The organism is Vibrio sp. 2134-1, from assembly GCF_033339495.1.
Window position 1 is genome coordinate 1 of record NZ_JAWOUS010000970.1, and the last position, 515, is coordinate 515.

Annotated in this window: 1 pseudogene; it reads right to left on the bottom strand. The window is 38.1% G+C overall.

Annotated elements, in window-relative coordinates:
• Nucleotides 1–382: 382 nt before the first annotated feature.
• Nucleotides 383–515: pseudogene (locus tag R7R78_RS29535) on the bottom strand (replication initiation protein); the annotation flags it as partial.

The window sequence follows — 515 nt, forward strand, 5'->3', positions numbered from 1 at the left end:
CATACTGCATTAATAAATACCTTACCGTGACATGTCACAAACGCCATTTTTATTTTAAATGCTAAAACATGCACCTATAAGATGAAATGGGCAAATGAATAAATTATGGTTAGTGGCTCTTAATTGGGGCGTGTTATTGGTTATATGTTAAATGGCCCACTTTGATGCTCAAAACGCCGCTCAGAGCGCCCAGAACGCGCGTAGTGGCGATTTTCATACCTAACCCGAGCGGATGTAAGACTAAAACGCTTTGTAAGTTTGTGACGCTTTGAGAGCGATTTACAGGGCAAAAACATCACTGTTCGTTTCGAACAAAAAACGCCCTCTAAGGGCGTTTTTTTTACTTTAGATTTTATCTTGCCAGTTCGGCTATACCATCAAATCAAACATCCATTTTTATCTGGGGATTTTGTTTAAAGCTAAAAGCCAATCCAGTAACACTGCGACCTTTCTTTATAGTTTCATATTTAATAATCAAATCACTCCTTTGATTTAACTCTTCAACGGAAGGTTTG